At 46.1% G+C, this 19,675-nt stretch carries 15 protein-coding genes and 1 pseudogene; 11 read left to right on the top strand and 5 right to left on the bottom strand.

Annotated features, from left to right (window positions below; all coding sequences use genetic code 11):
• Nucleotides 1-32 precede the first annotated feature (32 nt).
• On the top strand, nt 33-446 hold the full coding sequence (locus tag L0M14_RS12125) for a hypothetical protein (protein WP_235122319.1): 414 nt from the start codon (nt 33-35) through the stop codon (nt 444-446).
• 339 nt (nt 447-785) lie between these two features.
• Here L0M14_RS12125 and L0M14_RS12120 read toward each other — a convergent pair whose 3' ends face one another.
• Nucleotides 786-1,604, bottom strand: a complete 819-nt coding sequence (locus L0M14_RS12120; RefSeq protein WP_235122318.1) for a transposase — start codon at nt 1,602-1,604, stop codon at nt 786-788.
• A complete protein-coding gene (locus L0M14_RS12115; protein WP_235122317.1) occupies nt 1,571-2,290 on the bottom strand; it encodes a hypothetical protein in 720 nt (239 codons plus the stop codon). Before L0M14_RS12115 ends, L0M14_RS12120 begins: the two co-directional genes overlap by 34 nt.
• Nucleotides 2,291-2,442: 152 nt before the next feature.
• On the opposite strand from L0M14_RS12115, the gene L0M14_RS12110 reads away from it, so the two are divergent.
• The 5 genes from L0M14_RS12110 (at nt 2,443) to L0M14_RS12090 (ending at nt 6,596) form a co-directional block, all read left to right on the top strand.
• On the top strand, nt 2,443-3,192 hold the full coding sequence (locus tag L0M14_RS12110; protein ID WP_235122316.1) for a WD40/YVTN/BNR-like repeat-containing protein: 750 nt from the start codon (nt 2,443-2,445) through the stop codon (nt 3,190-3,192).
• 169 nt (nt 3,193-3,361) lie between these two features.
• Nucleotides 3,362-3,844, top strand: a complete 483-nt coding sequence (locus tag L0M14_RS12105) for a MarR family winged helix-turn-helix transcriptional regulator (RefSeq protein WP_235122315.1) — start codon at nt 3,362-3,364, stop codon at nt 3,842-3,844.
• Nucleotides 3,845-3,943: 99 nt separating this feature from the next.
• Nucleotides 3,944-5,380: an MDR family MFS transporter gene (locus tag L0M14_RS12100; RefSeq protein WP_235122314.1), complete on the top strand. Its 1,437-nt coding sequence runs from the start codon at nt 3,944-3,946 to the stop codon at nt 5,378-5,380.
• Nucleotides 5,381-5,567: 187 nt separating this feature from the next.
• On the top strand, nt 5,568-5,771 hold the full coding sequence (locus L0M14_RS12095) for a hypothetical protein (protein ID WP_235122313.1): 204 nt from the start codon (nt 5,568-5,570) through the stop codon (nt 5,769-5,771).
• 141 nt (nt 5,772-5,912) lie between these two features.
• Nucleotides 5,913-6,596 carry an HD-GYP domain-containing protein gene (locus L0M14_RS12090; protein ID WP_235122312.1) on the top strand — a complete coding sequence of 228 codons (684 nt, stop codon included), beginning with the start codon at nt 5,913-5,915 and terminating at the stop codon, nt 6,594-6,596.
• Between the two features lie 53 nt (nt 6,597-6,649).
• On the opposite strand, the gene L0M14_RS12085 is transcribed toward L0M14_RS12090, so the two are convergent.
• The gene (locus L0M14_RS12085) at nt 6,650-7,597 is read right to left on the bottom strand and encodes an iron-hydroxamate ABC transporter substrate-binding protein (protein WP_235122311.1); all 948 of its coding nucleotides are present in this window, start codon (nt 7,595-7,597) and stop codon (nt 6,650-6,652) included.
• Nucleotides 7,598-7,795: 198 nt separating this feature from the next.
• On the opposite strand from L0M14_RS12085, the gene L0M14_RS12080 reads away from it, so the two are divergent.
• Nucleotides 7,796-8,761 carry a LysR family transcriptional regulator gene (locus L0M14_RS12080; protein ID WP_235122310.1) on the top strand — a complete coding sequence of 322 codons (966 nt, stop codon included), beginning with the start codon at nt 7,796-7,798 and terminating at the stop codon, nt 8,759-8,761.
• A gap of 200 nt (nt 8,762-8,961) precedes the next feature.
• The gene (gene metE / locus L0M14_RS12075; protein WP_235122309.1) at nt 8,962-11,298 is read left to right on the top strand and encodes a 5-methyltetrahydropteroyltriglutamate--homocysteine S-methyltransferase; all 2,337 of its coding nucleotides are present in this window, start codon (nt 8,962-8,964) and stop codon (nt 11,296-11,298) included.
• A gap of 185 nt (nt 11,299-11,483) precedes the next feature.
• On the opposite strand, the gene L0M14_RS12070 is transcribed toward metE, so the two are convergent.
• Entirely contained in the window at nt 11,484-11,540 is a 57-nt protein-coding gene (locus L0M14_RS12070) for a putative holin-like toxin (RefSeq protein WP_235122885.1), read from the bottom strand.
• Nucleotides 11,541-11,826: 286 nt separating this feature from the next.
• On the opposite strand from L0M14_RS12070, the gene L0M14_RS12065 reads away from it, so the two are divergent.
• Together L0M14_RS12065 and L0M14_RS12060 are read left to right on the top strand one after the other, a co-directional pair.
• The gene (locus tag L0M14_RS12065; RefSeq protein ID WP_235122308.1) at nt 11,827-12,954 is read left to right on the top strand and encodes an SGNH/GDSL hydrolase family protein; all 1,128 of its coding nucleotides are present in this window, start codon (nt 11,827-11,829) and stop codon (nt 12,952-12,954) included.
• A 209-nt stretch (nt 12,955-13,163) separates the two neighbouring features.
• Entirely contained in the window at nt 13,164-15,002 is a 1,839-nt protein-coding gene (locus L0M14_RS12060) for a family 43 glycosylhydrolase (protein WP_405030871.1), read from the top strand.
• Between the two features lie 85 nt (nt 15,003-15,087).
• On the opposite strand, the gene L0M14_RS12050 is transcribed toward L0M14_RS12060, so the two are convergent.
• Nucleotides 15,088-16,260, bottom strand: coding sequence for a murein hydrolase activator EnvC family protein (locus L0M14_RS12050; protein ID WP_235122307.1), 1,173 nt, complete (start codon nt 16,258-16,260; stop codon nt 15,088-15,090).
• Nucleotides 16,261-16,452: 192 nt separating this feature from the next.
• Between L0M14_RS12050 and L0M14_RS12045 the strand changes: the two are divergent.
• Nucleotides 16,453-19,651 (top strand): annotated as a pseudogene (locus L0M14_RS12045) (bifunctional cytochrome P450/NADPH--P450 reductase).
• Nucleotides 19,652-19,675 lie beyond the last annotated feature (24 nt).

The raw sequence follows: 19,675 nt of genomic DNA, 5'->3' as shown, positions 1-19,675 counted from the left end.
GCTTTACAGATAAAAAGTGAGGTGATTGGATCATGCTCGACTACGAAAAAGTAAAATGGATGATTCAACGTAAAAAGCGTCTGCACTACACCGATCCACGTTTTCAGGATGATTCGAATGATATTTGCAACGCATTAACGAGGGATATGAATGAGACGATGGCCTTTCTGGAGTCATGTGCCGACGAAGAGATAAATCTATTGTCCGATGAATTATTCGACGTTATTGATGCTTTTTATGAGGCGGATCAAGGAGGTGGCGGTCAATTTGTCAGCTTTCTCAAAATACTTGCGGATAGCCGCCCAAACGTGGAAGTTCAGGATGAAATTCAAGGAATTGTTGAAACCTTGGACGAGCTGGCGAATAACCTTCCCGTCAATAAAGAAGATTTCATTACTGGTGCGGAAGCAAAGAAGCAATTCAATTTAAAAGTCGATCTCCCTTAGAGCTTGCACAAAACAAGCCGGATTTCCTTAGCGTACGGTATTTCCGGCTTGTTTGAATAAATTTTCGCTTAGCGTACGTTTTCCGCGTTTTGTTGGCGATACCCCTTCATGATAATTTTAAACGTAATCATGGTTCCATCAAAGTATGTATAGACAATTGTAAGCCCATTACATTTGTGGAAACTTTCCTCGGAAATGAACCGTCTAAAATATTGTAGATTAAGTAAATATCAAAGGAAGTGATTTTCTTGAAATTCAGTAAAATGATCATCGTAAGTAGCGTATCAATCATCGTTACAATTCTTCCAGTAACTGGATGTGATAACAAAAAAACATGAGTTATGCACCTCGTGGTAACACTTGGTAATTTTGTGGTTTAGGTGTAACCCAAAGAAGCATTAAATAATGCTGTGGCCAAAATAATCGAATAAGTCTTGCAAAACGTTTCACTTCTATGTCAAAATCAACGTAGATTCGCTCATGACCTTTGTAGGTTCTTTTGCGAGTTTGGCAACGAGTGTGGAAAAGGCTGCGGACCATTTCGCCGTGGGTGCAGCCTTCATCTCCACTCGTTTTTTCTTTGTTCATTTCAAATAAGGCAACGCCCAGCAAGGTCTCCGCTGTAAATAATAGCTCGAAGTGGGCATGGTGATGCGCTTCGGATTCGGAGTGGCACTTTTCAAAAGCCAGTTCCTGCTTAGCAGTTCGAAAAAACACCTCAATACGCCAGCGTTTCACATACGTCTGTGTAGCTTCCTTCGGTGCATCGTAGCGGTTACTAATGAGAAGATAAGCCCCTCTGTATGTAGCTGGGGATTCGTCATCTTCCGTAGATTCTACATGTATCGAGAGTTCGTCTTCCTTTAAACGCATGGCGGCAACAGCGGCAATCTGAACATATCTTTGTTTGGTGACTTGTTTTCCTTTACGATTGGTTACGGTATAGGGCTGTTTCATATAGATATCTGGAATTGCGATGGATACCAGACCTGATGTTCTGTGACTTGTTAGCTTCTTAAACACTTCTCGAATAAGCATATTGGGAGTCAACGGTACGTAACGCTCTCTTCGAGTAAGAGGCTCGATTTCCCTTCGAAATAAAGCCGTATTTCGCTTGGCTTTGGTTACCCAATCAAACTGATTTGACTCCAGGAACACGAAAAATCCTTACACAAATACCAACGGTCCATGGCTACCCATAATCGGCATTTCACGGATTCACGCAGCATCAAGAGCATTTGCTTGGCGAGATCCAACTTCGTAAGACCCTCACCTTTGGTTTCAGGTTTATGCCAAATCGAATAGAACAAGGGATACTCTAGCCCACTTTGTAAGACAGCTTGAATGACAACCAAATTCATCGCCCATGAATATGTTTTCGTAGAATGATCAAAAAGCCATGATAAAAAAGGGAGTTGTTTAGCATACGGATGCGCACAATGCGTGTCATCTAGATTTATGACATCCCCTTCTTTCAGCCTTGTTTGCCCATCCTGCTGAAGGCGCTCAATTCGCTTTTTACCAAATGTTTTCCATGGAAACGAAGTCGTAAAAAAACGGCTCATGGTATACTGCGCAAGTTTCCATGGCTTAAACATAACTTTTAATAAAGAGTCCTTTTGAGCCAAATCGGCCATTTGAACAACGGAAGAGCAATTAGAAATGAGACCCACCACATAGAGAAAACATAGCAACCAGGACGGCGTTCCGCTACGCTTCATCATGCCAGACTGAGTTAAGAGGAGCGAAATATCAAACCTCTCCCAAAGGGTACGCAAGATAGGGGCGCCCGCACATTCACTCAATTGTAAATCCCGATATTTCGGTTTTTTTAACGCTTTCATTGGAAAATCACCTGTAATTTTGAAGTAACACCTTGGTTAAGGTATCCTTCGCAATTATTGTGGTGATTTTCAAAAGTCAAGTGTTTTTTTAGTTGGACGTAAGATTTTTGACATAGATTAACTACCAATAAATTACTTCAACTGCATAACTCATGAAAAAAATAAGTTCAACCTTGACTTCTCCTACGCCCACTATATCCCAGGTACCCTCTCCAACTGCAAGCCCTGTAGCACCTCCTTCCTCCACACCAAAACAAATCGCATTTGCTCCTCATGTAGAAAAGAACGCAACCCTACTTACATCAGCGATGACAGGGGAAACAGAAGGATGGTTTGCATACCTAAACAACGATAAAATTGTGATTTACCATAGCGAAAATAACGGCAATACTTGGACGCACAGTTCTTTGCCGATTAATAATGACTGGGAAAAAGCCGTTCATGGCCAAAACGTTTTCGCTTCTTGGCATCCTAGCCAAGAAGGCCCTAGTTGGATTCTGTTGACATCCGACCCAGCCGCGGGTCAAATGTTGAAAACACTATATAAAACATCGGACAACGGAAAAACATGGACATTGCAGTCTGATATGAGCAAAACCATTGACGGCTACGTCACAGGGATGACGTTTCACAACAAGTCGGATGGATGGATTGCCGCAAGCTATCATAGCAGTGTACTGATCCCCCTTTATCGTACGAAAGATGGGGGAAAGTCTTGGCAAATCCAGACCTATTCCATTCCTAAAGGTTATAAATATGGCAATCCTCAAGCTCCAGTTTTCGAATCAATTTACTCAGATCGAGGAACTCTGAAGATTGAATTTTTTCAGACGACAAGAGAAAAGAATTCACCTACACTACTTCGGATGGTGGAGAAGTCTGGACAGAGAAAAAATAAGTGAACAAGATTACTTTTGATAACTGCACAATGTATCTTACAACCATTTATTGTTGAAGGAATGAGAGCCTTCTTGACAAATCATCATCTGTTCAGTAGCATAAACAAATAGTTGGAATTCTAATTAAATGGGGTGCCATGCGAGCATCTACGCTAAGAGAAAGGAAGATCAAATGGGCGATTGGCAAGAAGCACCTAAGGGAAGCTTACCGTGGGAATTGAACGACCATATTGGAAACCTGCTGAAACGGGCTTCGAATCTGGTTCGCAGAGAAATCGAAAACACGCTTAGACCGCTAGGGATGACGACTCAGCAGTACTTAACGATGAGGTACAGTAAAGATGTTCCAGGTATTACGCATTCGGATTTGGAGAAGTTCCTGCACATTGAAAAATCCAGCGTGACAAGTCTTGTCACCGGCATGGAGAAGAAGGGCTGGGTGACGCGCCGCCATCACGGGGAGGACGCTCGAGTGAAGCAAATTTATTTGTCTGAGTCTGGCCTACAGCTTTGTAACCATGCTTATGAAGAGGTGGAACGTGTAAAGAACCAGGTCGAAACGTTCCTCACACCTCAAGAGGCGGATATTTTGAAAATTCTTTTGAAGAAGGTCATACATACGTATGAGCATCATTCACCACGGCCTACGACTTGAGAAGTCATCAGGTTTGAAGTTTAGACAAACGCCGCTGCAATGATAGTTGGAGTTCTAAGTATTTAAGAGAAAGATTTATAGAGAGACGGAGAGATCATAGTGGAGAATAAAGAATCCATCCCAAGTTATAACCGTGTTACGTTAGTGGCTATCCTCCTGGCGGGTACTTTTGTGGCTTTATTAAACCAAACCTTGATGAATACCGCCATTCCTCAGGTTATGAAGGATTTGAACATTACACCGGGCACGGCGCAATGGTTAACAACCGTATTTATGCTGATTAACGGAATTATGATTCCGGTGTCAGCCTTTCTGATCGAACGATTTTCTACCCGAAGATTGTTTCTGACTGCCATTACGATCTTCGCCTTTGGAACGATTGTAGGCGGTTTTGCGCACAGCTTTCCAATGCTTATGGCTGGACGGGTGATCCAGGCTTCTGGTGCAGGCGTCATGATGCCGCTTATGCAGACGGTTTTCTTAATTATTTTCCCCAAGGAAAAACGCGGTCAAGTGATGGGGATGGTCGGGCTTGCCATTGCATTCGCTCCCGCAATTGGTCCAACTCTTTCTGGCTGGCTGCTGGAGCATTACTCCTGGCGCGTGCTGTTTTACGTCCTATTTCCAATTGCTGTCATCGACTTGATTGCAGCGGCCTTGTTATTGAAGAATGTTACACGGCTAACAAATCCTAAGGTGGATATTCCGTCTATTATCTTGTCTTCCTTTGGCTTCGGCGGATTGTTGTTTGGCTTTAGCAATGCCGGAGATATGGGGTGGGGGAGCGCTCAAGTGCTCATCTCACTGCTGGTTGGTGCTGTCGCTCTATTCTTCTTCATTGCCCGTCAGCTGAAAATGGAAAGACCAATGCTCGAATTCCGCATCTTCGGCAATTTTATATTTACCCTGACCACAATATTGACGATGATCGTCTTTATGGCTATGATCGCCGCGGAGCTGCTGCTCCCTATGTATATGCAGGAGATGCGCGGCTACTCCTCGCTGCAATCCGGCTTGATGCTCTTGCCGGGTGCTATCGTCATGGGGATTATGAATCCGATTGGCGGTAAAATCTTTGACCGCTATGGGGCAAGGGGACTTGCGATAATCGGGTTCTCTATCGTGACCGTGACTACGTTCATGATGTACGGACTCTCGATATCGACGCCATATGCCGCAGTGATGCTGATCTATGCGGTGCGAATGCTCGGTATATCCATGGTCATGATGCCCGTTACGACAGCCGGTCTGAACCAAATTCCACAGCATCTCATCCCGCATGCTTCAGCAATGGGCAATACGATGCGGATGATGGCAGGATCGATCGGCACTGCGATTCTGGTGACGGTCATGACCGCGACTTCAAAACAATCGGCAGTTGGGCATGCGGAAGCAATGATACATGGGGTCAACAACGCTTTTATGGTGTCCGGCTTCCTCGCATTAGCAGGCTTGATCGGTGCCTTCTTCATTAAAAAGCGAAGTATCGAAAAGTCAGGTAAAACGGCGGCTCCCGTTCCGGCGACAGAAACCTGATTCCAATACAGCATTTACTAAGCAAATGTACAAAGTCCATGGTACGAGTTCAAAAGTACCTTGGACTTTGTTTCATTCTGAATCCTTCCAGTATTTGTAGGATATATCAAACAGCACCCCTTTTCATATGTCGAATTTTTGGTTATGATAGATCTCAGGACCTATTATCAAGAACAGGATGAGCGAAATGATTGCAATGGTAACTGATGATATCAAAGGTGGACGTCTAGTAAGAGACGTGTTTAATTCATACGGTCTTCAGGTGCTCACGGCTGGCTCCGTTATTGACATGTCCGCTCTTACTCTGTTGCTCAAGCACCATATTGAGTATGTGCATGTGGAGTTTGATACGGCACCGTCGCTTAATAGCGAGGATATGCTCAACAAATAACGTGCTTTCGAGAAGTCGATCGCATCCGTCAAACATCTGTTTGAGCAGGCGGGTAAAGGCAATAGGATATCCAAAGAAGAAATAGACGAAGGCTTTGTCCCTTTTATCACCAGCTTTGAAAGGGAAAAAGACGTCGTATCCATGCTCTTAATGCTCAATAACAAAGACGATTACACCTATCATCATTGTGTGCATGTCGGTATGATCTCTTACTTTATCGCCAAATGGCTGGGCCATTCGGAGTCGGAAGCGCTGGATATCGGGAAGGCCGGATACCTGCATGATATAGGCAAAAGTAAAATCGATACAGCTATACTAAACAAGCCGTCCAAACTGACCGATGAAGAATTTGAAGAAATGAAGCGGCACACGGTCTACGGCTACGACATTATTCGTACCTCGATACATAACGATGATTATGCGTTAACGGCTCTTCAGCATCATGAACGATTGAATGGCCACGGCTACCCGCTTAAAAAGGTGAGTCAGCAGATCCATCCTATTGCCAAGATCGTAGCTGTGGCTGATGTATACAGCGCCATGATCACTACAAGAGTGTATCAGAAGAAGAGAGACCTGCTTGTTGTATTAAAAGAAATCCACAGGATTAGCTTCGGGGAGCTCGATGCGAAGATCGCGCATACCTTTATCCTCCATATGATTCCGAATTTCATCGGTAAGAAGGTCATCTTAAACGACCAGCGGACGGGTAGTATTATTATGACGAATCCAGTGGATTATTTTCGTCCCTTGGTGCAGATTGGAGAAGAGTTCATCGATCTCTCCAAGCACACCTCTATTGAAATCGCAGACATCTTGTTGTAAAAATAACGCCCTCTCATAACGAGAAGGCGTTTATTTGTGCGAGCGCGAATTTTTTATTCGCCAAGAAATCCTTTTTTGAATATATTCAGCAAGTAATCTAGTGTAATAGGATCACTGTATGTAGATGCTTCCGTATCAATTTCAATGACGTGCTGGTTCTTGACGGCTGGGATATTGCTCCAAGTCTCGGTTTTCATGAATGAATTATCGCCGGAGATGCTTTTGCTGAGCACAATATAATCTCCTGCATAGCTGGACAGTATTTCCTGAGAGAGGGTGTAGTACCCGGGTCCCAGCGCATCTGCTTTGACTTTGTCCGGCATATTCAGGCCCATAGCCTGATAAAGAATTTCTGTACCGCGTGCCCAGTTGTTACCGAAGACGTAGAAGGTTTTCGAATCAGTCTCAAATACGGAAACCGTTGCGTTCTCGCCGATTTTTTGCTTCACTTGTTTGCCTAATGCTTCTGCGCGTTGTTTGAAATCATCGATCCACATTTTCGCTTCTTGTTCTTTATTCAGCAGCTTGCCGATTTCCAGTTGTTGGTTCAAATAGTCCAGCTTTCCCCACGTATACACGACAGTCGGCGCGATTTGACCCAGCTTGTCGATGTTTTTCGTTTGGGTTCCGGCAATGATCAGATCCGGCTTCTGTTCAATGATTTTTTCCAAATCATTTTCAGATACAACAGGGATGCCTGTTAGCTTATCTTTGAAGAGCGGATTCTTGTTCGTCCATTCGTCGACGCCGACCAGCGTTCCTCCGAGGGAGAGAACATTAGGGGCATTCGTTAGCGCAACAATACGCTTGGGACTGGCCGGTACTTGAATGGGGCCGTTCTCGGCTTGATAGGTAATGGTTGACGGTTTGTCATCTGCTGCCGCGGCAGTGCTTGGAAGAGGGGAGGAGGGCGCCTCGCTGTTTGAAGCGGTTTGACTGCCGCAAGCCGATGTAAGGACCGTGAATAATAGGATCAAAGGGATAAAAAGTTTTTTCGTCATTCTTGCATTCTCCTTTTGTTATCAAATATTGGACAAGCTCACTTGATAATGATTATCAATATCGCTTAGAATAATATAAAAGCTCTAAAATCGTTTGTCAATTTTAATTTTTTCACAATCGGATAGATTAACAATTCATGCTGAATTCATTTCCGATTTATAATGGAGTCAAAGCAATGTGGAAGAGGAGACAAGTGTATGACGTTACAGCAATTAAAATATGTGATAGAGGTGGCCAAACGAGGGTCGATTAACGAAGCTGCAAAACGGTTATTCATCACTCAACCCAGTCTATCAAGTGCGATTCGAGATTTGGAGGAGGAGCTTCAGCTTACCATTTTCGAGAGGTCGAATAAGGGTATTACGCTTTCGAAGGAGGGCATTGAATTTCTGAGCTACGCCAGGCAAGTCATCGAGCAGGCCGATTTGCTGGAAAGCCGTTACTTGAATGCGAAGCCGTCGCCGCAGCATTTTTCCGTGTCTACTCAGCACTATGCGTTTGCGGTGAATGCCTTTGTCAGTCTGGTTCAAGAATACGGGCAGGATGAGTATGAATTTGCGCTAAGGGAAACCAAAACTTATGAAATTATTGAAGATGTACGAAGCATGCGTAGTGAAATTGGCATCCTGTATGTGAATGATTTGAATGAGAAAGTTATGAATAAGATGCTGAGAGAGGCTAATTTGCAGTTCACCAGTCTGTTTATCGCCAAACCGCATATCTTTATCAGCGTTAACAATCCCTTGGCCAGGCAGAAGACGGTGAGTATTGAGGAGCTGGAGTTTTACCCGTATTTGTCCTTTGACCAAGGAGAATATAACTCGTTTCATTTTTCAGAAGAGATTCTCAGTACGATTACCCACCATAAAAGCATTCGGGTGAATGACCGGGCAACGTTATTTAATTTGTTGATCGGCCTGAATGGGTATACGATTTCAACCGGTGTGCTGAGCGCAGATTTGAACGGCAATGAGATTATTCCGGTACCGCTAGACTGTGAAGAAATCATTCATGTAGGCTGGATTTCCCATAAAAGCACGGTCCTAAGCAAGCTTGGAACTGCTTATGTAGAAGCTTTGCGTAAAGCGATTGCGCCAGGGGCTAATACAAGCAAGAGGTCTTCAATCCGTACATATCGCCGGACAGTCTTTCGATCAAATTAAACAAAAGATTACGGTTGTAACCAATGAGATCCGGTGTTTCAGAGGCTTCTCAAGAGATTTCTTCAGGGACCGAGCAAATGAAGATTTTTAAGTATGGTTATAGATTTTGGCTATAACTGGATATAAATTGTTCGAATTACATGCATGCACTCGTTCTATGATAACTTTTTTAGTAACAAATCGTAGAGGAGTTTTGCAGGATGAGTAAGAGCAGTGTGCTGGGGTATCCGCGTATTGGCGCAGATCGAGAATGGAAGAAGGCGTTGGAGGGATTTTGGTCGGGCAAGTGGGAGGAGGCGGAACTGCACAGCCGTTTCACTCAGATTCGTCTAGATCATTTACGAAAATTAAAGGAAACGGGCATTGATCTCATTCCGGTTAATGATTTCAGCTATTACGATCATATTTTGGATACAGCCGTGATGTTTGGTCTTGTTCCTAGCAGGTTTACTTATCACAGCGGGACCGTACCACTGTCTGTGTACTACGGGATCGCTCGAGGAACGAAGGAAGCAGCTGCAAGTGAAATGACGAAATGGTTCAACACGAACTATCACTATATCGTACCTGAACTGAACGGCACCACGCCGCAGCTTACGGAGAACAAGCCGCTGATTGCCTACCGGGAAGCGAAGGAGAAGCTGGGCATTGACGGCAAGCCTGTTATCGTTGGGCCGCTGACTTTCCTGAAGTTGTCCAAAGGATACGCTCAATCGGAATTCGATGCTTGGCTGGAGAAGCTTCTGCCGCTATATGCTCAAATTCTTAGAGAGTTGGAGGCTGAAGGTGCTGTTTGGGTGCAGATCGATGAACCGGTGCTTGTAACAGGGGTAAGTGATGAAGATTTACGTCGATTACAAACCATTTACCACACGTTAACCTCAGCAGCTCCCAAACTCAAGCTCATGCTGCAAACCTATTTCGAAGCAGTGGAGCAATTTGCGGAGGTAGTCAAGCTGCCGGTTCAAGGGATCGGGCTTGATTTCGTACATGGTCGTCAAGGCAATCTTCATTCTATTCGGAAGTATGGATTTCCCGAGGACAAAGTGCTAGGAATAGGAGTTATTGACGGTCGAGGCATCTGGAAGTCTTCACAGCGAGAGCAGTTGAAGCTTCTGCAAGACCTAGCCTCCCATGTTCCTTCCGATCGCATCATTGTCCAGTCCTCCTGCAGTTTGTTGCATGTTCCCGTTACGGTAGAACGCGAGACTCGCCTTCCTAGTGTCTTGAAGATGGCCTTATCCTTTGCGGATGAGAAGCTGGCCGAAATCGTGCTGCTGTCAAAAGGATTAGTGAAGGGTGCAGATGCAGTAGCAGAGGAACTTGATCAAAATGAAAGTGATCTTCAGGCACTGCAGCAATCGGAGGATCGCAACCGGATTAAAATTCAGCAGGCGGTAGCTGAATGGAGTGCACATGAGCCGGTTCGTAACCGGCCTTTCGCCGAGCGCTATGCCGCACAGCAAGCCCACTGGCAGCTGCCGCTTCTTCCGACTACGACCATCGGGAGCTTTCCTCAATCTCCGGAGGTGCGCAAAGCCCGCCAGTTATGGCGTAAAGGCGAATGGAGCAGCGAGAAATATGAGGCATTTATTCATGAGCAAATTGAGTTTTGGATGAAGCTGCAGGAAGAAGTTGGGCTGGATGTTCTCGTTCACGGTGAGTTTGAACGTACGGATATGGTGGAGTTTTTCGGCGAGAAGCTAGGGGGCTTCGCTTTTACTGAAAACGGTTGGGTGCAGTCCTACGGTTCCCGCTGTGTCAAACCGCCAGTTATCTATGGAGATATTTTCTTTACGGGAGAAATGACGGTAAAAGAAACCCAATATGCGCAGTCACGTACGAATCGACCTGTGAAAGGGATGCTGACCGGACCGATTACGATTATGAACTGGTCGTTTGTCCGTGACGATGTGTCCCGCGAACAAATCGCGTACCAGCTGGCTTATGCGCTCAGACAGGAAGTAGAAGCGCTGGAGCGCGCAGGGATCGGTATGATCCAGGTGGACGAGCCTGCGGTACGCGAAGGTCTTCCGCTAAAAGCTTCTGAGCAATCGGAATATCTGAACTGGGCCGTACGAGCATTCCGATTAACCACTTGCTCTGTGAAGGACACGACGCAAATTCATACGCATATGTGCTATTGCGAATTTCACGACATGATTGACTCCATTAAAGACATGGACGCGGACGTCATCTCCATCGAAACTTCCCGCAGTCACGGTGAATTGATTCATAGCTTTGAGCAAAACACATACAACCTAGGTATCGGGCTTGGTGTATATGATATTCACAGCCCCCGAGTTCCTAGCGTTGATGAAATGACTGCGATGATTGAACGCGCACTGCGTGTCCTGGACCCCAAGCTGTTCTGGATCAATCCGGATTGCGGACTCAAGACGCGCGGTCTTGAGGAAACGGCGGCATCCTTGCGCAACATGGTGGAAGCGACACGATTGGCACGCGTCAGAGTTGCAACGAACGAGGTGGAAGCGACCCGGCCTGCAACTGCCAGACTTGCTCAGCAAGTTAAATAAATGAGCCTGATCATAAATATATTTTGAAGTGTTGAAGGTATAAACGGGGAAGGTTATAATAAAAATAATAAAGGCCGCAGATGCTGGTAACATCTACGGCTTGAACAATAGCCGCTTTTAAGGGCGGTAGGCATCACATAGGCTAGACCGCATCTAATAGACCGCGAACCTTTCCTGAGGGCGGTCTATTTCTTGTTCATGTAGGTTAACAAAGCGAGAATAAACATTCCGAAAAGGAACATTAACTGTATCGCTTGGAATACCTCCACGGGCATCACCTCCCTTCCGGGAGACTAGCCGACCGCCCATTAAGCCATCTCTATTGTACAAGCCGGATTATACCATACAAAATACTTTGTTGAAATCATGTTTTTCCATTTAAAGTAGATAAAGTGATTTAATGAGTATATCTCCATTTATTCATTCAACATTTATTATGCTCGTTTGGTTAACTATCTCGGCGAACAAGATGTATTTAATCAAACCTACTGATATAATTCTGTATGTAAAGTTGGGAGGGGGATATGGATGAAAACAAACGATCAATTAAGAACGACCGCTTTAGCAGATATTGAACATATAAGCGTACACGGCAGAACAACCGGTAGTCTTTCGCCCTTAACCTTGTTTTGGACGGGGAGCGCGCTTGAGCTTGAAGTGACCGGAAGCGAGCTGTGGGTAGAGGTTGAAGCTGACTATGACACCTATGAGCCTTGGATCAGCATCATCCTGAACGCAGAGCCTGTGAGCAGACAGATGGTGACGGCAGGTAGAAGATGGATTTGTGTTTTTCGCGGCATGAATGAACGCGTGTGCAAAAATATTCGGATTGTTAAAGATACACAAGCCATGAGTGAGGACACCGCCTGTTTCCTTCAAATTCACGCGATTAAGACGGACGGAGAGTTCATGCCTGTCAAGAAAAAACCGCATAAAATCGAATTTATTGGCGACAGCATCACTTCCGGCGAAGGAGCAATTGGCGCGAAGGAAGAAGCAGACTGGATTCCAATGTGGTTCAGCGCGATCCAGAATTACACCTATATGACCGCTGCTGCCTTAGATGCGGATTACCGAGTCATCTCTCAAAGCGGCTGGGGAGTACTTACCAGCTGGGATAACAACCCGAATTGCAGCATTCCGGCTCAATATGAGAAAGTGTGCGGACTGCTGAAAGGTGCAACCAATGAAAAGCTTGGAGCTAATCGAGACTATGCTTTCGATTCCTGGCAGCCTGACATTGTGGTGGTGAATCTAGGCACAAATGATGGCTCAGCTTTCCAGACACCGGCATGGGTGGATCCGGCTACTGGCGTATCTTACAAGCAGCGTCTTCACGATGATGGGAGCTATCATGAAGATGACATCGCTAAATTTGAACGCGCTGCTGCTGATTTTTTGACGAAGCTAAGACTACATAATAAGAAGGCTCATCTAGTATGGGCCTATCGAATGCTGGGGATTCCTCTGATGCCGGCTATTTACCGCGCTGTGGATACTTACAAAAGGGAATCCGGCGATCACCACGTTTCAATCTTTCAGCTTCCTGGTATGACGGATGAAACCGTTGGCGCAAGAAGTCATCCTGGCGTTCTCGCTCATGAGAAAGCCGCGGCTGAGCTTGCAGGGTATCTAAAAGGGATCCTCCAATCATAAAATATGGGATACAAATGCTTATCAGAGCTGTTGGCGTAAAAGCCGGCAGCTCTTTTTCATTTGTTGAACTTAGATGGATCACACTCCAAAAGATATGTCCTTTAGAACCAATGATATGTCCTGTTCATGGCCAGGGATAATATGATTCACTATATGTAAGCGCTTTATAGAGCGCGCGAATTTATTTGATCCAAGGAGGGAATGGATGAATGAGGTTTAAAGGCTGGAGTTTGAAGGTATTGCTGTTCTTGGTGGTACTATCTGCTGTGCTGCCGATTGGGACGGCAAACGCTGCAACGAGTCAAAGCACATTTTACAATGTGATCATGCAGGACGGAGCAGATCCCTGGGTTTACAAGCATACGGATGGCTTCTATTACTTCACGAAGACAACCGGCGGCGATGTAACCATTTGGAAGTCTTCACAGCTAACAACCGTTGATACAGGCTCAAAGAAGGTTATCAACACGGGCTGCTGCAACGTATGGGCTCCAGAGCTCCATTATTTGAACGGGGCTTGGTACATCTACTATGCCAAGGACAACGGGGATAACGTGAATCATCGTATGTATGTTATGGAAAACACTTCAGCGGATCCGACTCAAGGAACCTGGGTGAACAAAGGTCAAATTACGGATTCGACGAATAAGTGGGCCATTGACGGCACCGTACTGACGGTCGGCAACCAGCTTTATTTCATTTGGTCCGGGTGGGAAGGGGACACGAACGTACGGCAGAATCTGTACATTGCACATATGAGCAATCCCTGGACCATTGATTCCGCACGTGCGGAAATCGCGAGACCTACTTTTGCATGGGAAACGAATTATTCCCCGAATGTGAACGAAGGACCTGAGGTGATCATCCACAATGGTCTGATCAGCTTAGTTTATTCAGCAAGCGGAAGCTGGACGAATGATTATTGTCTCGGTCTCGTTACCGCTAATTCATCCAGCAATTTACTAGACCCGGCTTCTTGGACCAAGCGTTCCCAGCCTATTTTCAAATCTGCCAATGGATTAAACGGTCCAGGTCATCACTCCTTCACGAAGTCCCCGGATGGCAAAGAGGATTGGATCGTGTATCACGTAGCCAAATATAACAATGCAGGCTGGAATCGTGAGGTCCGGGCGCAAAAGTTCACCTGGTCCGCAGATAATACACCAAATCTAGGCTCACCAGTGAATCCGAACATCCCAATCGCGGTTCCTTCCGGCGAATCCAATCGAATTCGCTTTGAGGGCGAGGAGGGAACTTTCGGAGGAGGTGCCTACGCATCAAGCAGTCCTAATGGCTCCGGCGGCAGTAAAGCCGGTCATATCGATACGGATGCCAGTTATGTCGAGTATCATGTGTTTGCTGCTTCGGCAGGTTTATACGATCTTTCAGCGCGTACAGCGAACGGAACTTCCGGTATGGACTGGTCCACGCTTAACTTAAGTGTGAATGGCGGCGCGGCGACACCGTTTTATATGACGAATAAGGGTTGGGAGAACTGGGGATTATCGACAGCGCGTCTCACTTTGAACGCAGGTTGGAACACGGTTCGCTTTACGAAAGGGCAGGGATATGGAGAAATCGATTGCTTCGATATTACGCCTGCCGCCCCGGCAATCTTAACGGGATCTGTCTACAAGCTGATTCATGTTGGAAGCGGCAAAGCATTGGATGTTTCGGGCGGAGGTACTGCGGATGGCACGAATGTGCAGATCTGGGATGATAATAACTTGGCTCCACAAGAATGGCGCATTACGAGTATGGGAGACGGCACCTATAAGCTGGTGAATACCAACAGCGGTAAGGCGCTAGATGTAGAAAACGCCAACACAGCTAATGGCACCAACGTGCGCATCTGGCAGGACTATAATGCAAATGCAGCTCAACAATGGGCGATTATCGGTACCGGAGGAGGGAAATACAAGCTGATTCATCCGGCTAGCGGCAAAGCGCTAGATGTTGCAGGGGGAAGCTCCGTGAGCGGAACGAACGTGCAAATCTGGGAAGATTACAATAATAACGCGCAAGCTTGGAATCTCAATTTAAAATAAAGGTTGGTATCATGAAAACCGCCTCTCACTCCAAATGAACGGAAGCGGGAGGCGGTCTTTGTATGACAGCTTTAGAAGAAGATGCTTACAAATGCTCATTATTTAAATAAGGCCGAGGGTCGATATAATCCATTTTATTGCCGGTAATGCCGGTTGCCACAGCAAAATGCAGATGAGGTCCTGTTGACTGGCCATCGCTGCCAACAACAGCAATAAGCTGTCCGCGCTGCACTTCCTGTCCTACTTTTACAAAAATCCCGTCTCCGTACATATGTCCGTATACACTCATGAGGCCATTGGCATGTTTAATGACGATCCAATTGCCAAATCCGGTCGCTTTACCCGCATAGAGAACAATACCGCTATCAACAGCTACAATCGATGTGCCCAGCGGCGCGCCAATATCAATACCGGCATGAAATTCCTGGCCCCGCGCACCAAAATCTGATGTTATGGTGTGGGAATCGGGAACAGGCCAATCCCAATTACCTTCGCTTACGATGTTTTTTTGTAAAGCCTCCTTTAACGCGGCTTGAACATCCGGTGTCAGCTCTTCATCAATCGCTGCTAAATTCTCTGCTTCCTGCTGAGTCGCATCCACTTCACTGCGCTTTTCTTGCTGAAGCTGGCTTAATAGATTCATTCTTTCCTGAACTTTGTCCTCTTGATCTGCTTTGGCTTGGTTCAGCATGCTCATCTTATCTAAGAGAGCCTTCTGTTGGCTATCAAGCTCCTCTTTCATGGTAGTGAGGCTTTGCTTATCCTCTGCCAGTGTATCAATCATTTGCTTATCTTGTCTAAAAATCATGGTCAGCATACCAAGTCGATTGATAAAATCACCGAAGTTTGCAGATCCTAATAATACTTCGAGGAAGGAAACGGACGCGGCTTCCTCCGTGTACATACTTACGAGCCGATTTTTGACAAGCAGATTTCGTTCATCCATGCTGTTTTTTTTATTGTCGATTTCGGTTTGGGTCGATTGAATTTGCTGAGTTACTGCATCAATATCCGGTTGCAATTCCTTTTCCAGCTGATCATATTCAAAAATTTGACGGTTAATGGTGGAAAGCTGGCCTTGCAGTTGATCTTCTTGATCAGAAAGCTGCTGAATCGCAGCTAAACGTTGATTATAGTCATCAATCATTTGCTTAACCGCAGCAGGTTCAGGTTCTGCGAACGTACTTGGAACTGGAACACTAGTTAGAGCGATTGTAGAAGCAATGAGGAGAGAACATAAGGTTTTTTTAGCGTTCATCCAATTCATCCCTTATCAAGTCATAGTGTGGAAGCGGGTAGATGAGACTTGGTCAGCTAGAAAACAAATAACAAACTAAGTATACTAACGAAAACGTTTTCATGTCATTGGAATGTAGTGGTCATGGCTGATAATGGGAATAGTACAACGAAGATATTAACTTTTTAAAGCCTAGTGAAGAGGAGTTTGTTCATGAATACGCTGCTACCGATACCACAGCCCAAGACCTATGGTGTTCTGGGGAATCTGCCCTTCATTGATAAGGATTCTCCAACACTCTCTTTTTGTAAGCTTGCTGATGAGTATGGCCCGATTTTTCGCTTTGAGGTTTTCGGAAGATCTGTGATTATCCTTTCAAGTCCTGATCTTGTAGCTGAAGCTTGTGATGAAGCTCGGTTCGATAAAGCCATCGGACATCTGTTAAAAGTAAGGGATTTTGCCGGTGATGGTTTATTCACGAGTCTGACGGCGGAGCCTAATTGGAAAAAAGCACACCACATTCTGATGCCTGCATTTAGTCAACAGGTTATGAAAGGGTATCACGACCGGATGGTGGATATCGCCCTGCAGCTCGTCCAAAAATGGGCGAGATTGAATCCAGATGAAAGCATCGATGTGCCAGACGACATGACACGGCTCACACTCGATACGATTGGTTTATGCGGATTTGACTACCGATTCAACAGCTATTACCGGGAAACACCGAATCCTTTTATCCTCAGTATGGTACGTTCGCTGGATGAAGCGATGCATTATAACAACCGATTGCCTATTCAGAACAAGCTGATGGTGAAAACAAAGCGTCAATACGAACGAGACATTAAGTCGATGTTCTCTTTAGTTGATAAAATCATAGCTGACCGCAAGTCACATGGCGATCAAGGGGAAACGGACCTGCTGGCCCGGATGCTGCATGTATCGGACCCTGATACCGGAGAAAGGCTTGATGATGAAAACATACGCTTCCAGATCATCACCTTCCTGATTGCCGGGCATGAAACGACGAGTGGACTGTTGTCCTTTACCATTTACTTTCTTTTGAAGCATCCTGAGGTTTTAAAAAAGCTTACGCCGAAGTGGATGAAGTATTAATCGATGCTGTCCCAACCTATGAACAGGTATTGAAGCTTACCTATATCCGCATGATTCTCAATGAATCGCTGCGATTATGGCCAACTGCACCTCAATTTAATGTGTTTGCTAAAGAAGATACTACTATCGGCGGCACCTATGCGATTAAGAAAGGGGAAGGCCTATCGGTGCTATTGCCTCAGCTTCACCGTGACCGTGGCGTGTGGGGAGAGGATGCGGAGCTGTTCCGTCCCGAGCGTTTTGAGAACCCGGCGGCAGTTCCCGCTCATGCGTATAAACCTTTCGGTAACGGTCAGCGAGCTTGCATCGGTATGCAGTTTGCACTTCATGAAGCTGCGCTGGTTCTGGGCATGATTCTACAGCAATTTGAGCTGATTGATCATACGAATTATCAGTTGAAGGTGAAGCAGACGCTAACGCTGAAGCCGGACGATTTGCACATCCGCGTTCAGCTCCGAGGAGACAAGAACGTAACAGCTGCCTCTGATGCTACGGTTGTCAAACACGAGGCGAATACAACAGTCGTGCATCCGCAAGAGCAGAAGCCAAAAGCTACCGTGCGCGGCTTGAATAACAGACCGCTGCTCATTCTATATGGCTCCAATATGGGGACGGCAGAACGAATCGCTAAGGAGTTGGCGGATCTCGCAAGACTCCATGGCATTCGGACCGAAGCAGCTCCGCTAAACGACCGTTTAGGCCAGCTACCTAAAGAAGGCGCCTTGCTAATCATTGCTTCATCTTATAACGGGAAGCCGCCAGGCAACGCACGGCAATTCATCCAGTGGCTGGAGAATGCTGAAGCCGAAGAGCTTAGCGGTGTTCATTACTCCGTATTCGGCTGCGGAGACCGTAACTGGGCGGCTACTTATCAGGCCGTCCCGAGATTCATTGACGAGAAGCTTGCCCAAAAAGGGGCGACAAGATTTTCTGTTCGGGGAGAAGGCGACGCGAGCGGAGATTTCGAGAAGCAGTTTGAAGAGTGGAAGCAGCAGATGTGGGCGGATGCCATAAAGACCTTCGATCTTAAGCTGAACGAAAATGCGGAAAAGGAACGCAGCACTCTGCACATTCAGTTCATGAACGGATCATCTGAGACACCGCTGGCGGAATCCTATGAAGCAGTCCATGCTGCAGTTGTAGTTAACCGTGAGCTTCAACAGCCGTTAAGCGGGCGGAGCACACGGCATATAGAGATCGGTTTGCCGGAGGGCTTATCCTACCAGGAAGGGGATCATCTTGGCGTATTTCCAAAGAATAGCCGTGAAGTTATCGAACGCGTTACTAAAAGGTTCCATCTACATAGGAAGGACCAGCTGATGCTTACAGCTAGCGGGGACAGCGCTTCACATTTGCCATTGGACCGGCTTGTCACTCTGGAAGATCTGCTCAGCCACAGTGTAGAACTACAGGAAGCCGCTACCCGTGCCCAGATTCGTGAAGCTGCCGCCTTCACAGTTTGTCCCCCGCATAAACGGGAATTAGAACAACTGCTTGTAGATGAAAATTACAAGAACCTCATTTTTAAGAAACGAATATCGCTGTTGGAGCTTTTGGAACAGTACGAGGCTTGTGATATGCCCTTTGAAAAATTTCTGGAGCTTCTTCCGCCGCTGAAACCGAGGTACTACTCCATTTCAAGCTCGCCACGGGTTGACAAGTCACGTGCAAGCATTACGGTGGGGGTCGTGAAAGATCAAGCATGGAGCGGCAAAGGGGATTATCGCGGTGTGGCTTCGGGCTACTTGGCTGACCTGCAGGCGGGAGATGACATCGTCATGTTCGTACGTTCTCCGGAAACCGGATTTCATCTCCCTGATGAAACACAACGTCCGATCATTATGATCGGCTCTGGAACGGGTTTGGCGCCATTCCGCGGTTTTTTGCAGGCTCGCGCAAGCTTGAGCGAGGAGGGGGACGTTTGGGTGAAGCTCGTCTTTATTACGGCTGCCGTGATGAAAGCGATTATTTGTACCGGGATGAACTGGAACAATTTGAAGCAGAAGGACTTGTTCAACTTCATATCGCCTACTCTCGTAGAGAAGGTAGTCAGACAAGATATGTGCAGCATTTGGTTGCCGAGCAAGCAAATGAAGTGATTCGTATGCTTGACGATGGCGCGTATTTGTACATATGCAGTCATGGCAGCGCCATAGCCGAGGAAGTGGAAAGTGAGCTTCATCGCGCATACCAAAGCATACACGGAGCTGGCCAACCGGAAGCAGACCAATGGCTCGAGCAGTTGAAAATCAGCGGACAGTATGCGAAAGATGTATGGTCAACAAACAACTCGGAGTAATTTCGAAAATTTGGCATAATTATT

This window comes from Paenibacillus hexagrammi (assembly GCF_021513275.1).
In the GTDB taxonomy this organism is placed as follows: domain Bacteria; phylum Bacillota; class Bacilli; order Paenibacillales; family NBRC-103111; genus Paenibacillus_E; species Paenibacillus_E hexagrammi.
The sequence above is the reverse complement of the archived record's forward strand: the minus strand, read 5'-3'. Positions and strand labels throughout refer to the sequence as shown.